21 protein-coding genes and 2 riboswitches are annotated in these 21,021 nt (G+C 43.7%); of the genes, 15 read left to right on the top strand and 6 right to left on the bottom strand.

Annotated features, from left to right (window positions below; all coding sequences use genetic code 11):
• Positions 1-9: 9 nt before the first annotated feature.
• The 8 genes from V6C11_RS09765 to V6C11_RS09730 all read left to right on the top strand — a co-directional run bounded on the left by V6C11_RS09765 (position 10) and on the right by V6C11_RS09730 (position 7,977).
• Complete coding sequence (locus tag V6C11_RS09765) at positions 10-909, top strand: respiratory chain complex I subunit 1 family protein (protein WP_333530971.1); 900 nt, start codon at positions 10-12, stop codon at positions 907-909.
• A 12-nt stretch (positions 910-921) separates the two neighbouring features.
• On the top strand, positions 922-1,563 hold the full coding sequence (locus tag V6C11_RS09760; RefSeq protein WP_333530970.1) for a hypothetical protein: 642 nt from the start codon (positions 922-924) through the stop codon (positions 1,561-1,563).
• 91 nt (positions 1,564-1,654) lie between these two features.
• Positions 1,655-3,046, top strand: a complete 1,392-nt coding sequence (locus V6C11_RS09755; RefSeq protein WP_333530969.1) for a proton-conducting transporter transmembrane domain-containing protein — start codon at positions 1,655-1,657, stop codon at positions 3,044-3,046.
• Complete coding sequence (locus V6C11_RS09750; RefSeq protein ID WP_333530968.1) at positions 3,039-4,616, top strand: hydrogenase large subunit; 1,578 nt, start codon at positions 3,039-3,041, stop codon at positions 4,614-4,616. Before V6C11_RS09755 ends, V6C11_RS09750 begins: the two co-directional genes overlap by 8 nt.
• 18 nt (positions 4,617-4,634) lie before the next feature.
• Positions 4,635-5,357: an NADH-quinone oxidoreductase subunit NuoB gene (gene nuoB / locus V6C11_RS09745; protein ID WP_333530967.1), complete on the top strand. Its 723-nt coding sequence runs from the start codon at positions 4,635-4,637 to the stop codon at positions 5,355-5,357.
• A 162-nt stretch (positions 5,358-5,519) separates the two neighbouring features.
• On the top strand, positions 5,520-6,221 hold the full coding sequence (locus V6C11_RS09740; protein ID WP_333530966.1) for a spore coat protein: 702 nt from the start codon (positions 5,520-5,522) through the stop codon (positions 6,219-6,221).
• Between the two features lie 71 nt (positions 6,222-6,292).
• On the top strand, positions 6,293-6,541 hold the full coding sequence (locus V6C11_RS09735) for a DUF1540 domain-containing protein (RefSeq protein WP_333530965.1): 249 nt from the start codon (positions 6,293-6,295) through the stop codon (positions 6,539-6,541).
• 206 nt (positions 6,542-6,747) lie between these two features.
• On the top strand, positions 6,748-7,977 hold the full coding sequence (locus V6C11_RS09730) for an MFS transporter (protein WP_333530964.1): 1,230 nt from the start codon (positions 6,748-6,750) through the stop codon (positions 7,975-7,977).
• A gap of 250 nt (positions 7,978-8,227) precedes the next feature.
• Here V6C11_RS09730 and V6C11_RS09725 read toward each other — a convergent pair whose 3' ends face one another.
• From V6C11_RS09725 to V6C11_RS09710, 4 genes are read right to left on the bottom strand one after another with little or no spacing between them, the layout of a single operon-like run.
• Positions 8,228-8,404, bottom strand: a complete 177-nt coding sequence (locus V6C11_RS09725) for a hypothetical protein (RefSeq protein ID WP_333530963.1) — start codon at positions 8,402-8,404, stop codon at positions 8,228-8,230.
• Complete coding sequence (locus V6C11_RS09720; protein WP_333530962.1) at positions 8,401-9,705, bottom strand: Ger(x)C family spore germination protein; 1,305 nt, start codon at positions 9,703-9,705, stop codon at positions 8,401-8,403. The genes V6C11_RS09725 and V6C11_RS09720 overlap by 4 nt, the downstream gene beginning before the upstream one ends.
• Complete coding sequence (locus V6C11_RS09715) at positions 9,692-10,792, bottom strand: GerAB/ArcD/ProY family transporter (RefSeq protein ID WP_333530961.1); 1,101 nt, start codon at positions 10,790-10,792, stop codon at positions 9,692-9,694. Before V6C11_RS09715 ends, V6C11_RS09720 begins: the two co-directional genes overlap by 14 nt.
• Positions 10,764-12,539, bottom strand: a complete 1,776-nt coding sequence (locus tag V6C11_RS09710; RefSeq protein WP_333530960.1) for a spore germination protein — start codon at positions 12,537-12,539, stop codon at positions 10,764-10,766. The genes V6C11_RS09715 and V6C11_RS09710 overlap by 29 nt, the downstream gene beginning before the upstream one ends.
• Positions 12,540-12,719: 180 nt before the next feature.
• Here V6C11_RS09710 and V6C11_RS09705 point away from each other — a divergent pair, with 180 nt between their 5' ends.
• From V6C11_RS09705 to V6C11_RS09675, 7 genes are all read left to right on the top strand, one after another.
• A complete protein-coding gene (locus tag V6C11_RS09705; RefSeq protein ID WP_333530959.1) occupies positions 12,720-13,541 on the top strand; it encodes a methyl-accepting chemotaxis protein in 822 nt (273 codons plus the stop codon).
• Positions 13,542-13,774: 233 nt separating this feature from the next.
• The gene (locus V6C11_RS09700) at positions 13,775-14,230 is read left to right on the top strand and encodes a DUF4342 domain-containing protein (protein ID WP_333530958.1); all 456 of its coding nucleotides are present in this window, start codon (positions 13,775-13,777) and stop codon (positions 14,228-14,230) included.
• Positions 14,231-14,343: 113 nt separating this feature from the next.
• Positions 14,344-15,027: a response regulator transcription factor gene (locus tag V6C11_RS09695; RefSeq protein WP_333530957.1), complete on the top strand. Its 684-nt coding sequence runs from the start codon at positions 14,344-14,346 to the stop codon at positions 15,025-15,027.
• A complete protein-coding gene (locus V6C11_RS09690) occupies positions 15,017-16,567 on the top strand; it encodes a HAMP domain-containing sensor histidine kinase (RefSeq protein ID WP_333530956.1) in 1,551 nt (516 codons plus the stop codon). The genes V6C11_RS09695 and V6C11_RS09690 overlap by 11 nt, the downstream gene beginning before the upstream one ends.
• Before the next feature lie 188 nt (positions 16,568-16,755).
• Positions 16,756-16,953, top strand: a complete 198-nt coding sequence (locus V6C11_RS09685) for a DUF1858 domain-containing protein (protein ID WP_333530955.1) — start codon at positions 16,756-16,758, stop codon at positions 16,951-16,953.
• 13 nt (positions 16,954-16,966) lie between these two features.
• The gene (locus V6C11_RS09680) at positions 16,967-17,449 is read left to right on the top strand and encodes a CopD family protein (protein WP_333530954.1); all 483 of its coding nucleotides are present in this window, start codon (positions 16,967-16,969) and stop codon (positions 17,447-17,449) included.
• Positions 17,450-17,470: 21 nt separating this feature from the next.
• Positions 17,471-18,115, top strand: coding sequence for a 4Fe-4S binding protein (locus V6C11_RS09675; RefSeq protein ID WP_333530953.1), 645 nt, complete (start codon positions 17,471-17,473; stop codon positions 18,113-18,115).
• 243 nt (positions 18,116-18,358) lie between these two features.
• Here the strand turns inward: V6C11_RS09675 and V6C11_RS09670 are convergent, their stop codons facing one another.
• Together V6C11_RS09670 and V6C11_RS09665 are read right to left on the bottom strand one after the other, a co-directional pair.
• Entirely contained in the window at positions 18,359-19,777 is a 1,419-nt protein-coding gene (locus V6C11_RS09670; RefSeq protein WP_333530952.1) for an aldehyde dehydrogenase family protein, read from the bottom strand.
• Positions 19,778-20,011: 234 nt separating this feature from the next.
• Complete coding sequence (locus V6C11_RS09665; RefSeq protein ID WP_333530951.1) at positions 20,012-20,350, bottom strand: DUF3870 domain-containing protein; 339 nt, start codon at positions 20,348-20,350, stop codon at positions 20,012-20,014.
• A gap of 185 nt (positions 20,351-20,535) precedes the next feature.
• A riboswitch (molybdenum cofactor riboswitch) is annotated at positions 20,536-20,652 on the bottom strand.
• Between the two features lie 36 nt (positions 20,653-20,688).
• Positions 20,689-20,807, bottom strand: a riboswitch (molybdenum cofactor riboswitch).
• Positions 20,808-21,021 lie beyond the last annotated feature (214 nt).

Genomic DNA, 21,021 nt, shown 5'->3' with positions numbered 1-21,021 from the left:
GGTTAAAAGATGGCGGTTAAAATATTAATTACGCTGGGGCAATTTGGTTTTTTAATACTGATTGCCCCTTTAGTCAATGGAATAATAAAAAAAATCAAAGCCTTTACCCAGTGCCGGAGGGGGCCAGCCCTGCTACAACCCTATTTTGACATGATTAAGTTTCTGCAGCGGGAACCGGTTGTATCGGATCATACTTCTTGGGTAACGCAGCTAACACCGATTATATGCCTTAGTGCCTATCTAGTGGCTGGGAGCCTTGTTCCCCTATGGGAGCATGAAAGCCTAGGCACGGGTGACATCATTGCACTGATCTATCTTTTTGCCTTGGCCAGATTTTTTCTGGCCTTGGCAGCTTTGGAACCAGCCAGTGCCTTTGGGGGTATGGGTTCCAGCCGTGAAATGATGATTACCTCCCTCGTGGAACCGGTTATGGTGGCAGGGTTATTTGGTTTAGCAGTGGTTGCCGGAACCACTGATCTAAACGGGATCAGGGGTTCAGGACAGCAGCCTGCGGGATTGCTGATGTTCATCGGTTTACTGATTGTAGCGGTGGCTGAAACCGGGCGCATACCTGTGGATAATCCGGATACTCATTTGGAGTTAACGATGGTACATGAGGGAATGTTACTGGAATATGCAGGAAAACAGGTCGGCTTGCTGCATCTGGCGGCAATGATAAAACAGGTGATTTTACTCATTCTCCTGGTACATCTGTTCTGGCCTCAAAACACAGGTACCCCAGCTTATTTGGCATTGGTTTTTATGGTTGGTAAAGTCATAGGACTAGGTTTGGTACTGGCTATGGTTGAAAGTGTTTTGGCAAAAATGAGGTTGTTTAAATTACCGGAACTCATGGCAGGGGGTATGGCCTTTTGCCTACTGGCAATCGTAAGCACATATTTAATCTAGGGGGGTGTGTCAATGCTTGATTTTTTTGCCATTCTTTTTCTTATTGTTTCATTATTAATGCTGGCTGGGAGAAGCATTACCAATAATATTACCTTGCTTTGTGCCCAGGCCCTAGCCCTTTGCGTGATGGCGTTTTACCTAGGGTTAGCCACCGGGGAGATAAACTGGCACATGGTTATCGTTGGCGGACTAACCTTCGTAGTCAAGGTTATTATTCTCCCGGGGGTACTTTACAAACTGGTGCATAAGGTAAAGGTACACCGTGAAGTTGTACTTTCAGTAGGCGTGGTTTCCTCTCTATTAATAGGGATCTTGTTAATTGGGCTGACCTACGGTTATATCGTTCCAGTGTTATTAAAGGATATACAGGTGGGGGGGCATCTGCTTTCGGTAGCTTTATCGAGCATTTTGCTTGGTTGTTTTTTTATGATCAGCAGACCCTTAGTAATTAGTCAACTAATTGGGGTTGTAGCAATGGAGAATGGCCTGTTCCTCTGTGCCTTAGCGATTACCGGAGGAATGCCCCTGATCATCGAATTGGGTATTTTTTTTGATATCCTTGTGGGGGCCTTGGTAATGGCGATCATAACTTATCAAATCAATGGAACCTTTGCTTCCATCGATACAAAACTCTTAAATAAACTGAAGGGGTAAAAAAATGCTGTATGTTCTGCTCATCGTTCCGATGATAACTGGTATTTTATGTTGCCTACCGATAAAACCTAGGTGCTCGGAAGTAATCAATATGATTGGTTCTGTGCTGACGGGAATTACGGCAATTTATTGTTCGATCAAACTTTTCATGAGCGGCCCAGTTGAAAATATTAACAGGTTATTAATTATTGATGAGCTGTCTGCGGTACTTGTTTTTATCATCGGGGTGGTGGGAACTTCCTGTTGCCTGTATGGAGTTGCTTACCTGCGTCAAGATTTAAAAAACGGTGCAATAACAGAAGATCGCATGGGCCTTTTTTGGGGTTTGCTGCAATTTTTCGTAGCAACCATGTATCTGGCGGTTCTTGCAGATAACCTTGGGGTTATGTGGGTGGCCATTGAGGGAACGACCATCGTTTCTGCCCTATTGGTTGCCTTTCAAGGCCATAAGGCCGCCTTAGAAGCAGCTTGGAAATACATCATCATTTGCACGGTTGGCATTGCCTTTGCAATGCTTGGGATAATTCTAACCTTTTATGCAGCCAGAGGGGTACTGGGTAGTAGTGAACTAAGTCTTAGTTGGCGACAGCTTTATCCTGTGGCGACACAATTAGATCCTTCTTTGATGAAATTAGCCTTTATTTTTATCCTGGTGGGGTATGGGACCAAAGCAGGTTTGTTCCCATTACACACCTGGCTTCCGGATGCCCATAGCCAGGCACCTTCACCGGTAAGTGCATTATTGTCCGGTGTGTTGTTAAATTGTGCGATCTACGCCATTATTCGTTTTCATCTGCTGACGACGATGGCTGTGGGTGAAGGTTTCTCGGCAAAGCTGTTAATCATTTTTGGTTTGATGTCAATGGTTGGTGCTTTGCCTTTTATCCTGGTGCAAAAGGATATTAAAAGATTATTGGCCTATTCCAGTGTTGAACACGTAGGTATCATCATCCTAGGTGTAGGAATAGGCGGCGTATTGGGCTACACGGGTGCCGTGTTGCATCTAATTAACCATGCTCTGGGCAAGTCGGTTTTATTTCTTAGTGCGGGCACGTTGACGCAAAATTATAAAAGTAAGTTAATTCCCAAAATGCAAGGAATTGGTCAACTACTACCCATTACTTCAGCAATCTTTATGGCCGGTCTGTTTGCCATTGGAGGGGCACCACCTTTTGGGTTGTTTTTTAGCGAATTAAATGTTGCCTCCCAGATTTTTCAAACCCTTGGTACAGGATTGGGCTTAGTTTTTCTAATGGTTATAGCGGTTGTCTTTACTGGGTTAATTTATTTCGCAGGTAAAATGTATTTCAGTAATCTGCCAACTCGCTTTCCCAGGGGGGAGCAGTTTTCGGTAAGCCATTTACTCGTTCTGTTACCCATTTGTTTGTTGCTTATCCAAGGAATATATATGCCAGATGTGGTTCAACAGTGGTTAGGCAGGGTAGTCAATTTTATGTCCAATGGAGGTATACCAAGTGTATAGTCAATCATTTTGGCAGGTAATTAACGATCACCAGGAATATGATCTGATTAAGGTAACTTCACATTTTGCGGTCCAAAGGATTAAACTGGGTGTAGCAGCGGAAAAATTTCCCGAAGTGGTAGCCACTTTAAAAAAACGTGGGGCTTTTTTATTAACGATGACAGCCACAGATAAAAGAAAGCTTTTTGGAAATTTTGCGGTATATTCGGTTTTTGCCCTTCCCGCTGAAAAGATCATCGTTGAAATAAAGATCGTGTTGGAGGCTAAGAACCCAACCTACCAATCCATTACTCCCATTATGCCTGCAGCACACTGGTTGGAAAGAGAAATGAAGGACCTGTTCGGCATTATCCCAGAGGGACATCCGGATATGCGTAGGTTAGCTGTTCATCCGGACTGGCCGGCTAATGTTTACCCCTTGCGCAAGGATTTCATTTCAAACACAAAGGTTCCGAGAGTTGCGGGGGAAATGGAATTTTGTTCTGTCAAGGGAGAAGGGATTTATCAGGTTCCAGTAGGACCCATTCATGCAGGGATTATTGAGCCGGGGCATTTTAGATTTTTTGCCTTCGGTGAAGACGTAATAAATTTACAAGCACAACTATTTTATACTCACCGGGGGATCGAAAAGGCAGCGGAAGGAAAGTCCTATTATGATGCAACACTGGTTGCAGAAAGGGTTTGTGGTGTTTGCTCCGCGTCTCATGTAGTAGCCTATGCCCAAGCTATCGAAACCTTGGCAGGAGTAGATGCCCCTAAGAGGGCATTGTATAGCCGGACGATTCTGTTGGAGTTGGAACGGCTTTACAATCATATTGGGGATATTGGCAATATTTGTGCCGGGGTGGGCTTTTCCTTTGGTATTAGCCGTGGGGCTATTCTAAAGGAACGGCTGATGAGAATAAATATGCGCCTAACTGGTCACCGGTATCTCAGGGGAATGGTCATTCCAGGTGGCTTAAGAAAAGATTTAAGGATTACCCCAAAAACTAGTTTGGAATTAATCGAACTGGAGCAAGAATTGAATAATCTTACCGCTACCATACTTTCATCTCAGTCAATACTTGATCGTCTTCAAACAACCGGAATTTTAGACACGGAAACAGCATTAACACTGGGAGCGGTTGGTCCGGCAGCCAGGGCTTCGGGGGTTGACAAGGATTTGCGCAGGGATTTACCCTATGGAGCCTATCGAAAATTAGACTTTCGGGTGCCGGTCCAAACGGGGGGAGATGTTTATTGTCGATTAAAGCAACGGATTGAAGAATGTCAGCAATCCTTTGCTATTTTGCAGCAGGCCATTAAGCAAATGCCACAGGGCAAAGTAGTTGTTGAAATTCCTTATTTACCGCCGTACCGGACGTCCGTCGGCTATACCGAATCAGCCCGGGGTGCCAATGTGCATTGGGTGATGAGTGGGCCTAACAATACAATTTACCGTTATATGGTTCGTTCTGCCTCCCATTGCAATTGGCCGGTTCTGCCCCTATGTGTACCTGGTAATATTATCCCTGACTTTCCTTTAATTAATAAAAGTTTTGAATTATGTTATGCATGCTTAGATCGATAAAGTGGTGGTGAACCCATAATGCTAAAATTGCTAAAAGGTTTAATGAATACCCGGATCGTTACGGAAGATATAAATACGCGGGATAAAGGCTGCGGGAGAGGTCTGCCAATTATTAATCAAGAAGTTTGTCAAACCGGTTGCCATAGATGCACACAAATATGTCCCACTGGGGCGATGACAAATAAGCTTGTTGACCCCAGAGTTTGTATTTTCTGTCATGCCTGTCGCCAGGTTTGCCCTGTAAGTGCCATCGATGAGACAGATATCCCCATTATTACCCATAACCCCTCAGAAGAGCAATTAGGGCAAGATTTACGAAACAAAATCAGAAAAATTTGTCGTAGATCCCTTCATATCCGCTATGTTGATGCGGGTGCCTGTAATGGATGTGATTTTGAAATTAATTCCACCACCAACCCTGTGTATGATATACAACAGTATGGAGTGGATTTCGTGGCATCACCCCGCCATGCTGATCTGTTGCTGGTTACCGGATCAGTAACCAGAAATCTTGAAATCGCACTGCAAAAGACCTATCAGGCCTGCCCTAAACCTACTTTAGTTGTGGCAGTTGGGGCTTGTGCCTGCGGCGGGGGCATATTTAAAGAAGCTTACGCCGCTGGCGGTGGTGTTGCAAGGCATCTGCCGGTAGACGTCTATGTGCCCGGTTGCCCACCTACACCTGCTTTAATTATAAAAGGAATTTTAGCAGCAGTTGCACAAAGGGAAACCGCACTGTAAGGGGACTATTATACCCATACAGTGCGGTTTCTTTTTGTGCCGGCCAAAGGGCTGAAATTTTGATAAAGGATATTTTATTTAAAATTCGCAACAATTACCCAAATATAGAATATTAAAAATCCCAATGTGAAATAGTAACAAAAATAAAAAGGAGGCTAAAATATGACTGCCCAATATGGAGCGCACGAAGTAATGGAATTGCACGAAGTTCTTACAGGTACCATCGATGGTATCAATCAATTTGAACTTTATAGACCCTATATTACAGATCAGAGTTTATCTTTAATCATTGACAAACAAATAAACTTTTTGACTCAGGAATACAATAATATGGTTAATGCATTCACGCAAAAGGGAATGACTCAGATAAGACCGTACGACACCCCCATCAACAGTCAGCCGATTTACGGTTTAGACAACCCAAAAGCACAAAGCCCGAATTCTCCTCAGCAAAGGCTAGATAACAGGGATATAGCCAGTGGTATGCTTGGCTACCATAAATCCTCTGCGATTTTAAAATCAATGGCTTCCCTAGAATGTGCGGACCTTACCCTAAGAAGAATGGTCCAACAAGGGTCCATTAACTGCTCGGAAATGGCTTACGAGGTTTGGCAGTATATGAATCAGAACGGTTATTACCAGGTTCCCACCATGAAGCAGATGACAACAGAAACGATGATGCGTACTTATACACCCATGTCTACTATGCCAAACATATCCAATGTGGAAAACATAGGAAACCAGGAAAATGCCTATAGTAATCATCTCAATACGATGACAGGCGGTATGGATTATACAGGCAGCCTCAATGGGATGGATGGTCCGAATATCAGCAATATTACTCCAGTTGGAAGTTACCAATAGGCTACATAATCCCTAGCGGTTTTGTACAAAATAAGCCGAGAATCGTATTAAATTAAAAGGAGGGATTTACTTTGAATCAGCACATCCATTGTATTGTTAGTGATTGTCACTACTGGAACCAAGGGAACAAGTGTCATGCCAATGAGATATTGGTGGCCACGGATAAATTTGGTGCTTCCCAACCCGATAAGGTAGATGCTAGCATGGCAACTCAGCTAACCCCCGAATCCGCTGGAACATGCATGGAAACCTGCTGTAAGTCCTTTATTCCTAAGGGCTCCAATAAAGCTACTGCCGATAATATTTCTAAAATGTCGTAACTCCCAAAAAGGGGTTGTTGCTATGAACCAAATGGTTCTAGCGAACAACCCCTTAAAATTCAATTAAGGACACGGCTTGCCAAGTATAATATGCCACTTCACAGATTGCTATTTTTGTTATAACATTTACTTAGGTAGATTAAAAAAGGCCGATTTTTGTGGAAGCTGTACCTCCGTACAGCTTATTAATATTGGAGGGCTTCGTTTTGAAAGAAGATTTGGCAACGGTCCAACAGGCCTCGGGTAAGTTGGCAGTGGGGCAAACAGTTTCCATTTGGACTAGAAATTTCATTTTACTCTGCATGGCCAACTTGACCTTATTTATGAGTATGCATGTACTTCTCCCCACACTACCTTTGTATCTATTGGAGATTGGTGGAGATCAAAGGGCTGTGGGCTATGTGATGGGTGCCTATACCATTAGTGCTACGTTCATTCGTCCCATCTCTGGTTGGTTAGTGGATTACTATGGCCGTAAAAAAATTTTAATCCTGGGGATGTCGATGGTACTGGTCTCCTCTGTCCTTTATAAACTTGCTTCGACTGTTTCCCTGCTGATGGTGGTACGTGCCTTTCACGGTTTAGCCTTCGGAGTGGTCAGCACAGCCATTGGCACCATCGTGGCGGATAGTTTGCCCACCGCTCGTTTAGGTGAGGGAATGGGCTATTTTGGGTTAACCTCATCTCTTTCAATGGCCCTGGCCCCTTTAGTCGGTCTGTGGTTGGTGGGTAAATCAGGTTATTCACTGTTGATTCTAGCCGTATGCCTGTTGGCCCTGTTGTCCTTTTTCTGCAGTGTGCCTGTGAAAGATATGAATGCTCCCGGCAATGCTTTGGTTCACTCCTTTAGCGGCATCTGGGCTAGTCTACTGGAGAAGAACGCACTGCCAGCAGCAGGCGTGATATTTTTTTTGGCCGTTGTTTACGGGGCAGTGATTTCTTTTATTACCTTATATGCGGCTGAATGTGGCATTGCCAATATTGGCTTGTTTTTTACGGCCAATGCCATAACCATGCTCATTTCCCGACCTATATCCGGTCGCTGGACCGATAGGGGTGGCACCGATAGGGTGTTATTGATTGGCCATCTGGCCCTGTTTATCGCGATAACAGCCATTGGTTTTTCTCACACCATCGTAGGTTTCCTTATTGCTGGCGCAGTCTTTGGCCTTGGTTTTGGATTTTGCATTCCCACTTTACAGGCTTTAGCCGTGCGTTTTGTACCGGCCCACCGTAGGGGTGCTGCCACGGGTACCTTCTTTGCTGCCTTTGACCTGGGAATTGGTTTAGGAACCATTATCTGGGGCTATGTAGCAGCCATTACAGGTTTTCAGATTATGTTTTTCACAACCCTGCTTCCCTTAACGATGGCTGCGATTATTTACTTCTGGTATAGAGCTTCCCGGCAACCAAATTATTACCAGCTAAAAGCTTAAATATCAATGTAACATTTTCTGACCGCCTTCCATATTATGGGGTAACTCTAATGAGGAAGGAGGATTTAATATGTGTGGAGGTTCTGGTAACAATTATTCCTTTATTTTGTTCTTAATCCTGATTCTGCTGTTCTTTGGTAAAGGTTATGGTTTTTATGAGGCTTAAAGACGAATCACTTTAGGAAGGGACCCTGGCTCAATTTGAGCCAGGGTCTTTTCCATTTGCAACACATTTTCCAGGTAGCCTCTTTTATCTTAGCATATTTAACACATATACTCCCACTGGGGTTCCGATTGTGAGTATAGCCAGCAGGTAAAGGCCCAGGGCACCCCTTAGGTTCCCTTGTTTACCGGACCAACGGGCATAATTTACCAATTTAATTGTAGCCACGAGCAAGATCAATAAACCAAGAATAATCGTAATCATTGCGGGTTATCTCCTTCATCAATGCCTTGTTCGGGTTTAAGCAGGGGCATGATACGAAACAAGTTGCCGGTTCGCCTAAGTTTATAGTCCACTTCAATATTTACCTCAGCCTGTTCATAAAGGTCCCGCCACTTTAATTCCTGCCATTGCTTTTGGGTTAATACCAAGTGCCTGGCTTTGGTGCCAAAGCCCAGAATATCTGCTTTGTATTCCTGCTGGGTCTTAATTATCAAATCCTCTGCCTGTTTTTTTATCATATCTGAAAAGTCCTTTTCCAGGATAGGCCGGTACTTGGGTAAAGCATAATCAATGGTGCTGGTAGCCCCAAGAAGGTTGCCCTCCAAACTGATTTTGGCATCAATGACAGCCCCCTGATTGGTTAAACGGACTTTAATTTTGGGCTTTCTGGCCGACACGACGTCCATCGAAAGAATGTTTTTGGGTTTCAGGGGATCTTCCATGGAAAAGATCCCCCGTTTAAATTTACCCCGCAGCATAGCCTGCAGGGTGGTTTCATCCCCGTTTAGTTCCCCCACCATCTTACCGTCTCTAAAAGCCGCTGCACCCATGGCTTCCAGGGCTACACCACCCCTTTTCGCCATCTGTCCGGCAACATAGGCCCCTTCCCGGCGAAGACTTCCCTTACCGTCCTCCGATGGTTTATTCTTAGAACTGGCAAACAAAATAGAAACCGGTGCGATGCCCTCTACCTTTGACTCATTATAAAACTCTTGCAACTGAATCGAAGGAATAAATCCGGTATATTGGCTAGTGGCTGCCAAGAGTTCAATATACTTAGCAGGATTTGCCTCTAACAGTGGCTTCATCTCATGTAATATTTTTTCAGGTTTATCTTTTGATACCGCCAGAAATGCGGTCCCCCTGGTTTCCCGATACTGGGTTAAAGCTGGGATAAAGATTGCCATGGAACCGTTCCGGGCCATTTTCTCGGAAAAGATAATACCCTTGGCATGCATTAGGGAAATTTTTCGCCCCACAAAGGTGTTTACCATATTCATGGCGGCATACAGACTGGGAGATTCCACCGTGGCCACCGGAGAAGCGGTACCCTTGACTTCATCACCACCTCCGGTACTGTTCTGGGCACCACTGCCACCTGCTAGCTCCTTAGGGTTGGCAATCATAAAGGAGATCCGCAGGTTATTCTGCGTGCCCTCATCAATGCCAATCAGCAGCACATAGGATAAGGCATCTGGTTCATAATGACTGCCGCAACCGGAAAACAGCAAAAGGAGACAAAAAAGTGCCAGTGGGGCTAGCCATCTTTTATTTTGCTTCATTTTCTGCCGGAACCCCTTTCCCCCGCAGGTGGGCGATCAGTAAAAGAAGGGCGGGAATACCAAAGATAAGGATAAAACTGTATTCCCGGTAAGTATAAATAGAAAACAATACAACATCGGGCAAACTGGCAGGAATAAAGGAAATGGCAAGGATCAAAATGGCTGTTGGTAAAATTAAGGGCCGATAATCCGGTAGTCTTAATAGATCACAAAGAATCTTGCAGAAACCATAGATGCCGATGGAAATCCAGAGGTAGCCATTAATAACCCAAAAAAGCACGAAAACGGCCTCAATCCTTTGGAGAAATCGGCCCAAATATACACCACGGGCCATCATATACAAAGGCAAATAGGGTTCTTCCCCCACCACAGCCGGAAAAGTTAGCAGATAGGTGATAATTACCACTAAAAAGATGAGCATGGTCAGAACAATACTTTTATAACCGATCCTTTTGATTTGTTGGGAATAAAAAATTAGAGGAATAGCATATAAAAGATTTAATTCTCCATAGTCGGAACTACGCAAGATGCCATACCGGAGAATAGGATCAAGCCCTTTACCCAATAGGGGAAAGAGCCAATCTAAATTCCAAGCCGGGTAGGTTAAAATGATGATAAATAATACCGCTCCCAAAGAAAGAGGGAAGGATAGATAAGCAGCCCTGGAGATGGTGTTCACTCCTAAATAAGCAACAATAGCAGAGGCAACGATAAAGGTAATCACCATTACACTAATGGGAGTCTCGGGTAAGGCGATAATCACCATCATTTCTGAAAATTTGCGCAGAGTCATGGCCACATCAATTAGCCAGGGCAGCAGCACGGCTAACACAATCATCGTGCCTAGATAGGGACCGGCGATATTTTCTGCACTCTCTGGAAAACTATTCCCTCCAAACTTGTTGAGAAACCGCAGAATAAAGGAAAACAAAATCAATGCCAGGCAGCCAGAGAACAGAATAATCAGCCAACTGGCATTACCGCCATAACCGACCATGGTATTCGGAAAGGTTAGAAAGATTTTGCCGGTCATGATGGTGGTTAGTAAAACAATGGCCTCAGTCTCTCCGATTTTGTTTTCCTGCACCAGCAGATCCACCATCCTTCCTTTGGTCGGGGCTTTTCGTTAGCCAACGACGACTTTTGTTGACCTGACGCTGCCTATCCTTCGTTTGTAAGTAATCTGGCCGCTGCTCTTGACTCCATACCGGGTAACGTATCAAGATGTCAGCACTGCGGACAGTCTTTGGAGCCACCGGGGCCAGAAAGGGGACCCCAAAGGAATTCATGCTCAGTAAAAGACAAAAAACGATAAATAACCCTGTGGAAATGCCAAAAAAGCCTAGGGTTGCCGCCAGGAAGATAAAAATAAACCGCATAAAGCGAAGGCCAAAACCAGCAGAATAACTGGGTATGGCATAGGAGGATAACCCGGTTACGGCCACTACGATGATGAGGATAGGGCTGACCAGGGAGGCTGCCACAGCAGCCTGACCAAGAATTAGAGTTCCCACAATGCCCACAGTGGGTCCGATAATTCCCGGCACCCGAACCCCTGCCTCCCGAATTAATTCAAAGGAGAATTCCATTAGGAGAACCTCCACAATGGTGGGAAAGGGTACCCGCTCCTTGGCAGCAGCGATGGACAAGAGCAAATCCGTTGGAATCATTTCCTGGTGAAAGGTGGCCACCGCCACATATAAGGCAGGTAAGAGTACGGTTAAAAGGGCTGCCGCCAGACGGATAAATCTTAACCAAAAGCCATAGGGAAAGCGCACGTAATGATCCTCGGGACTGTGCAGCAAGTCCCAAAGGGTTGTGGGCACAAGCATGACAAAGGGGTCGTTATCCACCACAATGGCCACCTTCCCCTCAATCAACATGGAAGCCACCCGGTCTGGCCGCTCGGTCTTAATAATCTGAGGGATCAGGGAAAAGGTATGATCCTCGATAAACTCTTCCAACGTACCGCTTTCTGGCAGGTAATCGGCATTAATGCCGGTAACACGGCTTTTAACCTCTTTCACTAAACTTGTGTTGGCCAGATCCTCGAGATACATAATGGCAACATTGGTTTTGTTACGCACTCCCACCTTTTCATATTCGGTTATTAGTTGCTCCGTCCGCAGGTGTTTTCTGATTAGCGAGGTGTTGTCCTGGATATTTTCGTTAAAACCTTCCTGGGGGCCTTGGACAACCTGCTCTGTTCTGGCCGCTTCGATATTGCGAAAGGCAAAACCTCTGGTTTCGGCAGCTAAACCATAGGAGCAGCCATCAAAAAGGATCACGGTGGCCCCGCCAGTAACTTCTGTTATAACTTCATCGTAGATCGTTAGCTTTCGAACATGATTGCTGGGCAAATAGCTTTGCAAGATCCTTTGGTAGGTGGCTAAGTTGGCACCTTGGTTCGGGTTCAGATGACTAAGCAGCATGAGAGGTTGTAAAATGGAATGGTTAATGGCTTGTTTATCCACCATGTTTTCTAAATATAGCAGGACAGCACTTACCTCTGGAACGGTACTAATGGTAAAGGAACGAAAAACAACATCCTTATTTTTAGGCAGATGAAATTTCTCTTCCAAATACAAAATGTTTTCGGAAAGAGTGTGTCGTAATTCCCCTGTATCTTGTTCATTGGCGGTTTGTTCATTCTGGCCGGGTTTTTTAGGCTTTTTCAACGGACACCGGGGGTGTGCAGCATTGACAGTGTCCCCCTTGATGTCACCATCGGCAGCCAGGAACTTTTCTTCTTTTGTTTCCTCTAGGATAAATTTACGATCGGTTGGAGGCCCGTCATAGCCCAGAGCCTTTGATAAAAACTTACGTAGTTTCATGTTTTCACCTTTTATGGAAGTTAACAGATAATCTTCCAAAAAATATTCGTTTTATACTGTAATTGTATATAAACCCCAAATTACAGGAGATTTTGAGTATGTGTTGAATATAAAAGTATGTATAGGTCTTTTTTGGAAGGTTTTTTAATTGAGGAGATTTTTAACCTGGAGGGACAACCGATGAGTTTACAAAAAATAGAAGTATTGGGTGAGGTTCTGGAGCTTATTAGGGGTATTTTCCCAATGGATTGCATGATTGCTTTAACTGACCAGGAAAAGTTTATCAAGTATCTACCGGGTAAAAGGATTGATGTCAAGGTAAAACCGGGAGATAAAATTGCTCAAGGGGATGGCATAGCCGCTGCTTTGGCAACCGGTCAAAGGAATGAAACCATGGTTCCCAAGGAAGTGTTTGGCTATCCTTTTAAAGCCGTGGCCCTGCCAATTATTGAAGATGGTCAGATCATTGGCGCCATTGGGGTGGGCTTTGATATTTCTATGCAGGAAGAGGTGGCGAGCATTTCCGAAACCCTGGCCGCATCAACGGAGGAGATTAGCAGCAGCATAGAGGAGATGTCCGCAGCGTCCCAAGAGCTTACAGCCATGCTGGTTCAGTTAACCAATGTGGCGCAAGAAACTCAAAATCGGCTGCATAGGACCGATGAAATACTAAAATTCATTCGAGATATTGCAGGACAGACCAAACTATTGGGTTTAAATGCTGCCATAGAGGCAGCAAGGGCCGGTGAAGCCGGTCGGGGTTTTCATGTTGTTGCCGATGAAATAAGAAAACTCTCTGACAGAAGTGCGGTTTCCGTTAAGGACATTGCCAATATCGTCAAGGAAATACACGATAACACGGGTAATTTAATGGAATACATTGGAAAAACCAGTGAAATAAGTGAAGGTCAATCCGAAGCATCCCAATATATTGCCAAAGCAATTGAGAACAATGCCAAAATGTCTGAAAAATTGAGCATGGTGTCGAAGGAAATGCTATAACAGGACGGACCATCTTTGAAAAATTGAGGGATAACCTACACGCAGGGCTGTTACGCGATGAACCCAGTGGTTCTTGGTGTAACAGTCCCTTTTTTATAACACAGGGACTTCTTGCTTTCGAAAGGATGTCTGTTAACTTCATTTCTAATCAAATTCTAATCTTCTACTAATTATCCTCTAGTTAACCTGTCCTATAATAACGATAAGATAAATTCTAAATGGAGGGATTCAAAATGACATTTAACTTAGACCATATTGATGAATTAAAGAGAAGGGCCAATGTAAGCTATGGGGATGCCAAGCAAGCCCTGGAACACTGCAACGGTGATTTACTGGAAGCATTAATTTATCTTGAAAAGGAGAATCGAATTAAACCGGAAAAAGAGCATGACTGCTCTTCTAAAATGAAGAGTCTTTTTCATAAAGCAAACAATACAAGGTTTGTGATAAAGAAAAAGGATCGTACGGTACTTGATCTGTCTGTGACCCTTTCGATTATCCTAACGGTGTTTGCTTCCTATATTGTGATCCCAGTTCTCCTACTGGCACTGGTCACAGGTCATCGAATGAGGTTTAAGGGGAAAGGCGGGGAAGATATCAAGGTTAACCAAACCCTCAATAAAATATCCAACGCGGTGGATTCGGCGAAAAAGAAATTAACCGAGGAAGATCTAAACACCACAGCTTAATAAAATACCCATGAAAAATAACCTACATTAAAAAGTGTAGGTTATTTTTTCATAATCCCTTGCTGCTTGAAGGGTTATAATTATTTTAAGTATATATTTTTGGAGGAAAATTAATGGACGGACAAAAAATTCTATTGGTTGAGGACGAAGTAAAAATAGCAAGGTTTTTAGAGTTAGAGTTAACCCATGAAGGCTATGAGGTAGTAAAGGCCCATGATGGCAGAACCGGCTTAGAAAAGGCATTAGAAGAGGATTTTGATTTAATCATTTTAGATATTATGCTCCCTTCCGTAAATGGTCTGGAGGTATTAAGGAGAATTAGAAAAAACTCGGACATTCCTGTGATCATGCTGACAGCCAAAGACGAAACCATGGATAAGGTCATGGGGTTGGACATGGGTGCAGATGATTATGTAACGAAGCCCTTTGCCATTGAGGAGCTTTTAGCCAGAATCCGGGTAGCCTTAAAAAGAAAGGCCCATGCTGAACCGGATAAAGTTTTACAGGTTCACGACCTAAAGTTAGACGTAGCAAAATATTTGCTAACGTTTAAAAACGAACCCATTGACCTAACGAAGAGGGAGTTTGAATTACTCAAATACCTTTTGAAAAATAAAAACATTGTGCTTACCAGGGATAAAATTCTGGAAGCGGTATGGGGCTATGATTATGTGGGAGATACAAACGTTGTGGATGTCTATATCCGATACCTGAGAAGCAAAATTGACGACCGATTGAATATCAAGTTTATTCATACGGTTCGAGGGGTGGGGTATCTCTTAAAAGATGAAGCATGAACGACCGTTTTTAAAAATAATGATTCAAATCGTAACGTTTATGTTGCGATTATGCTTAGAAATTTTAAAAATCCTCCCGATGGTACTTGGTAAACTTTATAAATGGTTGGTTAAGAGGCTAAGATTCTCCATTACTTTCAAAATCACCACGGTATATGCGGTGATATTTTCTTTGCTGCTGCTGGTAATGAATACAGCTATTTGTATCACAGCCATTGCTTATCTAGGGGTCAATGTTGCCGAAAATATAAAGAAGGATCAGCAAATTGTTGCCGCTTACCTAAGAGAAAGCGATGAAATTCCCGCTGGAAACATTGCCAATTTGGCTAAACTTAGTCGGGCGGAAATAACCCTATTTGACGAGGACCAGAAAGTCCTATATAGCACGGCAGAAAATAAAGAACCGGTTTTCCTGAATAAAGAAAAAAACAAGATGCATTGGGGGAATTATTTCCTGACCAGTATTCAGACCAATTTCAGTGGTTCTTACAACGATACACTCAGTACTTCGGGCTTAGCCCTGGTTTCCAGCTATGCGATGTCCTGGGGTTCACAGCAGGGCTATATTCAAATTACTAATTATTTAGCTAAGGAGATTTCCAGTGTAATTTTATTGGCCGTTATCCTTTTTGGTCTAACCCTTATAGCGGTCAGCTTCGTGATGATCATTGGCTGGCACAAAAGCAAAAAAATGCTTAAGCCAGTGGCAACGATGACACGAACCGTAAAAAACATTACCATTAATGAGTTAGATACCAGGCTGGATGTTTCCGGTTCCCATGATGAATTAAAGGAATTGGCAGCAACCTTCAATGGTATGCTGGATCGCATACAGTCCTCCTACGAACAGCAAAATCAGTTTGTTTCGGATGCTTCCCATGAGCTTAGAACGCCCATTGCTGTCATTCAAGGTTATGCGAATTTGTTAGATCGGTGGGGTAAAAATGACCCATCCATCCTGGATGAATCCATTGCAGCAATGAAAACCGAGGCAGAGGATATGAAGGAGCTGGTGGAAAAGCTCTTGTTTTTAGCCAGAGGTGATAAGAATTATCAGAAGATCGATAAAAAACAATTCCCGCTCAATGACCTTATTGATGAAGTTATCAAAGAAACAAGGCTAATGGATCATTGCCATGAAATTATCAACTTGAGCAACTGCCAGGATACTCTATTTTATGCCGACCGCAAATTGATCAAGGAAGCACTGCGTATTTTTGTTGATAATAGTATCAAGTACACGCCCGAGACCGGAAAAATCATGATAAATTGCCTTTCCCAAAAATCCAAGGTGGTGATTTCAATTGAAGATACCGGCTTAGGTATCCCCGAAAATGACCTGCCACATATATTTAATCGATTTTATCGCTCTGATAAATCCAGGACCAAACAAACCGGTGGCAGTGGCTTAGGCTTAGCCATAGCCAAGTGGATCATTGATAAGCACGGTGGTACCATTCAGGTAGAAAGTAAAATAAACGAAGGCACGCTCGTTCAGGTTTTTCTACCGATAGACAAGGAGAAAAGGGAGTGTTGCTAACCCTATTTTTTTAACCTGTGAGTCATATCACAGGGAGTTGGTTATATTTCTCACGGAGTGTTAAGAATAAAAGGAGTATCATGATCACAAGATCAAAGGCAACGCAGAAGCTTCTGACCGGGAGACTTGCATAATTGGATAATCAGCCATAAATTGAGCAAACTATAAGTATTTAGGAGGAATGATGAATGTCTAAGATTACCAGCGACATGACCATGGGATACATCGTAAAGGAATTTCCTCAAACGGTAGAAGTATTTCAGCGGTATGGCATGGGCTGCCTGAGCTGTCCCACTGCCCAACTGGAGTCCCTGGAAAAGGGGGCGATGCTGCATGGCTTGGATGTGCAGGCACTGCTGCAAGAACTTAATAAAGCCGTAAAGTAAGGGGCCTAAAATAATGCTTACCTTAACACAAATAGCCAGATTCTTTCATGATCTGGCCTTTACTACATGGATTGGCAGTATGATTTTCATGATGATAGTCCTGACACCGGCGGTGGGAGCGAAAGGGATACCACCGCAATTTTTGCGTCTGATGGGCATTGAGCGTTTTAAAAATTGGGCCTGGGCCAGTATTGCGGTGTTAGCTGTAACTGGTACTTATCGCATCTATGGACGTTTTTATATGTTTGACTTGTTTGTCATGACCAGCTATGGTAAGCTAATGCTTCTAAAGATCAGCCTGTTCCTAATCATGGTCTTTCTTACGGCCATTGTTAGTTTAAACTATGCCAGGCGCATTCCGGCCGAGGCACCCCAAAGGCCCGGCGAGCAGCCGACGCCTGGTTTTACTGGGATGCAGAATCGATTTATTTGGTTTTCAGCAGTCAACTTATTTCTAGGCATTTCGATCTTGTTTATTATGGCCATTATTCGCTAGGCGAAGGAAAAGAGGTTAAACATGCAACATAAAGAAAATAACCGTGGTCAGGCCGATACGAATATGTACCAAATCACGAGATGCCGTAACTGTCACCGTGCAATTATCGATTTGGACCGTATGGAGTCTGTTTTTAAAGAATTTTTTGAGCAAACAGACTTTACCAATAAACAGTTGGCTCGTCTTGGCAGTACCAGAGCCATGCCGCACCATATTTTTCGTGTGGCCATTGCGGGTTGTCCAAACTCCTGCAGTCAACCACAGATTAAAGATTTTGCCCTGCAGGGGCAGGCAGTACCCGTGGTAGGCGAGGGCTGCACAGACTGTGGCCGATGCGTTGCTGCTTGCCCGGATCAAGCGATTAGCTTGGCTGAACAAGGTCCTCATATTGATCGTTCATTGTGTTTAAATTGTGGTAAATGTGCTCAAAGTTGTCCCACTGGTGCCATTGCCACAGGCAACATTGGCTACAGGGTCCTACGGGGTGGCAAATTGGGACGCAGGCCGCAATTGGCCCAGGAAGTTTGCTCCCTAACTGATGAACAGGGCGTATTACAGTGGCTGCAGCAAACCATTGATTTGCTGCATAGGGAGGGTCAACCCGGGGAAAGGCTGGGTACTTTATTGGCTAGAATAGAAAAAAATGACGAAAAACACTCGACATAAGTCGAGTAATGTCGTATAATCTTTTTTGTGTAAAAGCATACCCCGCTTTTTTATTACTCGGCTCAGCCGAGTTTTTTTTATACTATCAGGGCAGAAAGTATAAGATTTTAAGGATGATAGCAATAAGAAAAGCTAAGGCTCACGCTATAGGCTGGCGTGAGCCTTATCTTTTCTTATTGCTGGGAGGAGCATATAAATAGGCAACCCACGGCGGGGCCGCAGATTGCCTATACCTAAAGTTATTTAATTATTAAAAACAATAATCTTTTCTTCTGTCATTTCTTCAATGACATAACGGGGGCCTTCTTTACCAATACCACTTTGTTTCCAACCTCCATAGGGCATCATATCTGCCCGGAAGGTGGAGACATCATTGATAATTACGCCACCTGCTTCCAGTTCTGCGGCAGCACGCATGGCCAAATCAAGGGAGTTGGTAAAAATACCAGCCTGCAGTCCATAATCGGAATCATTGGCCAATCGAAAGGCTTCATCGATGTTTTCGTAGGATACGATGCTAAATACGGGTGCAAAAACCTCATGGCAACTACATTTCATTTGGGGTTGAACCTTGGTTAAAATTGTGGGTGCCAGGAAGGGCCCGTTGCGATGACCACCTACCAGTACTTCAGCCCCTTCTGCCACTGCTTCCTTAATCCACTCTTCTGCCCGAATCGCTTCCTTTTCGCTGATCATGGGACCAACATCCGTGGTGGGGAGCAGAGGGTTATCCAGCTTTAAGGTTTTTGTTAGTGAAATGGCCTTTTCACAAAACTCTTCATAAACATCCTTGTGTACATAAACCCTTTGGACTGAAATACAAAGCTGACCAGCATTCGCAAAGGCGGCCCTGGTGCAAGCTTCTGCAGCCTTGGCGACATCGGCATCACGATGGACAATGGTTGGGGAGTTCGAACCTAATTCGAGGGAAACCCTCCTAAAACCTACGGAGTTCTTTAATCTCATACCCACAGCAGCACTTCCGGTAAAGCTGTAGAAGGAAATTCTTTCATCCTTAGCTAAAGCCTCACCCACCACAGAACCCGGTCCCATAACCATGTTTAAATATCCTGCGGGCAAACCTGCGTCAGCAAATATTTCACAGAGTTTTGCTCCAATGATGGGAGTGGTACTGGCTGGTTTGTAAACAACAGCATTGCCGGCAGCAAGAGCCGGTCCTATTTTGTGGCAAGTTAGGTTTGCCGGTACGTTAAAGGGAGTAATGGCACAAACCACCCCAAGGGGTACTCGCATGGTCCAAGCACTACGGTTTTCATTCCCAGGAGAACCGTTAATAGCGATAACTTCACCCTGGATTCTTTTGCTTTCCTCGGCAGAAATCAAAATAGTTTGTGCTGCCCGGGCAATTTCACCCATCGCTTCCTTCAAGGTTTTTCCAACTTCCAGGGCGATGGTCAGGGCCAGATCCTCTTGGCGTTCCATCATTAATTGGCTGGCACGGTGCAAAATTTCATAACGACGGTAAGGGGCAATTTTTTCCCTTTTATATGCTTCGGAAGCGGCGGTAATTGCTTGATCAATTTCAGCGGGACCGGCAACACATATTTCAGCGATCGGTTCGCCGGTTGCTTTGTTCAAAACCATTTCCTTTTGATTGGTTGTAACCCATTCACCATTAATAAATAAGCCGATTTGATTCATTAGTTTTATCCCTCCATAATTGTACTTATGCCTGATCAAAACTAGATTCCCGGATATTTCTTGGCAGTACAACACCTCCTGTAGGGTTACCCGGTTGGAGGAAAACCCAACCCCTAAAAACCCATAATAGTTTTTAGTTGTTAGGCTCTTGCCGTTTTACAGACAAAAAGGATAGTGGCGGCTTTTTGTCCGGAACGGAAAAACTAACTTAAATTATCCGCAAGGCTCTGTTGCCTATTCGGTAATCTTTTTTTTATAATTTTTATATTTATTGTTGGCATCCTTTAAAGCGGCTATCAATGATTTTTTAGGTAATGCCTGATAATATAAATCGATGTCTTGGATAATTTTTTCTATCCCCAGTATAAAGTTGTGACCTAGCAACAGGTTTCGGACAAACTGTCTGCCTAATTCCGTTACCAGGGTACAGGATGCCTCCACAATCTGGTCCGTTTCGATGTTTATTACCACCTCAACGGCAAAAACGTCCGTGACATTTCCTACGGTGGAGCGCTCTGAGGTTCGGGCATTACCCGTTACATAAACGCAATTGTCAAGACAAATTGTTTCCATATGATTTGTAATCCTCGCTCCATTAAGTATCAAAATATTTATGAAAATGCCTGAAACTTATTGAACAGGCATTTTTTTAAAAAAGACCCCAGTTATTATGGGGGAAACAGGCGCGACCCTGAATAAAATAGTAAAAGGGTTGGTTCATACCCCTTAAAAAAGCAGCACGAACCAACCCTTAATAGAAGGCGGGTAAATGCTCTCCTTTCCAAAGAGGGAGGCTAAGCCGTTTCCAGATTAACCCTATCGTACAAAATACCATAGCTAGCCTTAGGCATGATGTATCGGAGAACGGAAGTAAATTTAAAAAAACCGCACCATGGTGCGGTTTAAGGTATAACAAATACACCTTACCATCCTTTCCGCACGGGAGGCACACCTGTTTCCAGGTGAACCCTATCGGCTAGGAAACCATAATCTTTATCGTAGGTTGCCCAGCTCGGAGGTAATTTATATGACTTAAATATATTTATTCGAGCTAAAGACAAAAATTCCTTTACGAATAAGACGAAAACTAAAATAATTCGTGTTGATTCTATTTTTGCAGGGATTAAATAAAGAAAGAATTCGCTAGCTATACAATGTCCTTTAAATTCATGCAGTCCATGATTTTCCTGCAGCAGTTATAGCGGGCTTAAGCACTTAATGAATCCGGCGCTTGCTTGACAGAA

Source organism: Desulfotomaculum sp. 1211_IL3151, assembly GCF_036763075.1.
GTDB lineage: Bacteria > Bacillota > Desulfotomaculia > Desulfotomaculales > Desulfotomaculaceae > Desulfotomaculum.
This window is presented reverse-complemented; position numbering and strand designations above follow the sequence as displayed.

What these genes read in the sequence shown, in the direction of transcription:
- V6C11_RS09765 (WP_333530971.1), top strand. Translation starts at nt 10, where the DNA reads ATGGCGGTTAAAATATTAATTACGCTGGGGCAATTTGGTTTTTTAATA.
- V6C11_RS09760 (WP_333530970.1), top strand. Translation starts at nt 922, where the DNA reads ATGCTTGATTTTTTTGCCATTCTTTTTCTTATTGTTTCATTATTAATG.
- V6C11_RS09755 (WP_333530969.1), top strand. Translation starts at nt 1,655, where the DNA reads ATGATTGGTTCTGTGCTGACGGGAATTACGGCAATTTATTGTTCGATC.
- nuoB (WP_333530967.1), top strand. Translation starts at nt 4,635, where the DNA reads ATGCTAAAATTGCTAAAAGGTTTAATGAATACCCGGATCGTTACGGAA.
- V6C11_RS09740 (WP_333530966.1), top strand. Translation starts at nt 5,520, where the DNA reads ATGACTGCCCAATATGGAGCGCACGAAGTAATGGAATTGCACGAAGTT.
- V6C11_RS09725 (WP_333530963.1), bottom strand. Translation starts at nt 8,404, where the DNA reads ATGATTACGATTATTCTTGGTTTATTGATCTTGCTCGTGGCTACAATT.
- V6C11_RS09720 (WP_333530962.1), bottom strand. Translation starts at nt 9,705, where the DNA reads ATGAAGCAAAATAAAAGATGGCTAGCCCCACTGGCACTTTTTTGTCTC.
- V6C11_RS09710 (WP_333530960.1), bottom strand. Translation starts at nt 12,539, where the DNA reads ATGAAACTACGTAAGTTTTTATCAAAGGCTCTGGGCTATGACGGGCCT.
- V6C11_RS09705 (WP_333530959.1), top strand. Translation starts at nt 12,720, where the DNA reads ATGAGTTTACAAAAAATAGAAGTATTGGGTGAGGTTCTGGAGCTTATT.
- V6C11_RS09700 (WP_333530958.1), top strand. Translation starts at nt 13,775, where the DNA reads ATGACATTTAACTTAGACCATATTGATGAATTAAAGAGAAGGGCCAAT.
- V6C11_RS09695 (WP_333530957.1), top strand. Translation starts at nt 14,344, where the DNA reads ATGGACGGACAAAAAATTCTATTGGTTGAGGACGAAGTAAAAATAGCA.
- V6C11_RS09690 (WP_333530956.1), top strand. Translation starts at nt 15,017, where the DNA reads ATGAAGCATGAACGACCGTTTTTAAAAATAATGATTCAAATCGTAACG.
- V6C11_RS09685 (WP_333530955.1), top strand. Translation starts at nt 16,756, where the DNA reads ATGTCTAAGATTACCAGCGACATGACCATGGGATACATCGTAAAGGAA.
- V6C11_RS09680 (WP_333530954.1), top strand. Translation starts at nt 16,967, where the DNA reads ATGCTTACCTTAACACAAATAGCCAGATTCTTTCATGATCTGGCCTTT.
- V6C11_RS09675 (WP_333530953.1), top strand. Translation starts at nt 17,471, where the DNA reads ATGCAACATAAAGAAAATAACCGTGGTCAGGCCGATACGAATATGTAC.
- V6C11_RS09670 (WP_333530952.1), bottom strand. Translation starts at nt 19,777, where the DNA reads ATGAATCAAATCGGCTTATTTATTAATGGTGAATGGGTTACAACCAAT.
- V6C11_RS09665 (WP_333530951.1), bottom strand. Translation starts at nt 20,350, where the DNA reads ATGGAAACAATTTGTCTTGACAATTGCGTTTATGTAACGGGTAATGCC.